The organism is Enterobacter cloacae complex sp. ESBL7, assembly GCF_041679625.1.
GTDB lineage: Bacteria > Pseudomonadota > Gammaproteobacteria > Enterobacterales > Enterobacteriaceae > Enterobacter > Enterobacter asburiae_B.
Genome location: NZ_JBGORN010000031.1, coordinates 1 through 1,070, shown reverse-complemented (window position 1 = coordinate 1,070; position 1,070 = coordinate 1). Strand labels below are relative to the sequence as shown.

General features: G+C 50.8%; 2 tRNA genes and 2 rRNA genes. All 4 read right to left on the bottom strand.

From position 1 onward, the window contains the following. A 23S ribosomal RNA gene (locus ACERY3_RS25295) occupies positions 1 to 102 on the bottom strand; the annotation flags it as partial. A gap of 170 nt (positions 103 to 272) precedes the next feature. Beyond that, positions 273 to 348, bottom strand: a tRNA-Ala gene (locus tag ACERY3_RS25290). 42 nt (positions 349 to 390) lie between these two features. Next, positions 391 to 467 (bottom strand) — tRNA-Ile (locus ACERY3_RS25285). A 69-nt stretch (positions 468 to 536) separates the two neighbouring features. Next, a 16S ribosomal RNA gene (locus ACERY3_RS25280) occupies positions 537 to 1,070 on the bottom strand; the annotation flags it as partial.

The following is a 1,070-nucleotide window of genomic DNA, read 5'->3' as shown; positions in this document are numbered from 1 at the left end:
TCAAAGGTTCATATCACCTCGCCGGCGCTTTTCGCAGATTAGCACGTCCTTCATCGCCTCTGACTGCCAGGGCATCCACCGTGTACGCTTAGTCGCTTAACCTCACAACCCGAAGATGTTTCACTTCTGATTGCGAAAATTTGAGAGACTCGAACACACATAACATGTGTGTCGTTTCAATTTTCAGCTTGATCCAGATTTTTAAAGAGCAAAACTTCGCAGTGCACCTTTTCAGGTTCACTCTGAAGTTTTCTTGTGTTCGCAGTAAAAGATGGTGGAGCTATGCGGGATCGAACCGCAGACCTCCTGCGTGCAAAGCAGGCGCTCTCCCAGCTGAGCTATAGCCCCATCGTTTATAATCTCTGTACCGCTCATCCTTTAAAAGGAGTTTGGTAGGCCTGAGTGGACTTGAACCACCGACCTCACCCTTATCAGGGGTGCGCTCTAACCACCTGAGCTACAAGCCTGCAGAGATTTTTACTGCTGTTTTTCATCAGACAATCTGTGTGAGCACTGCAAAGGCAGGTTCTTTAAGGTAAGGAGGTGATCCAACCGCAGGTTCCCCTACGGTTACCTTGTTACGACTTCACCCCAGTCATGAATCACAAAGTGGTAAGCGCCCTCCCGAAGGTTAAGCTACCTACTTCTTTTGCAACCCACTCCCATGGTGTGACGGGCGGTGTGTACAAGGCCCGGGAACGTATTCACCGTAGCATTCTGATCTACGATTACTAGCGATTCCGACTTCATGGAGTCGAGTTGCAGACTCCAATCCGGACTACGACGCACTTTATGAGGTCCGCTTGCTCTCGCGAGGTCGCTTCTCTTTGTATGCGCCATTGTAGCACGTGTGTAGCCCTACTCGTAAGGGCCATGATGACTTGACGTCATCCCCACCTTCCTCCAGTTTATCACTGGCAGTCTCCTTTGAGTTCCCGGCCGGACCGCTGGCAACAAAGGATAAGGGTTGCGCTCGTTGCGGGACTTAACCCAACATTTCACAACACGAGCTGACGACAGCCATGCAGCACCTGTCTCAGAGTTCCCGAAGGCACCAATCCATCTCTGGA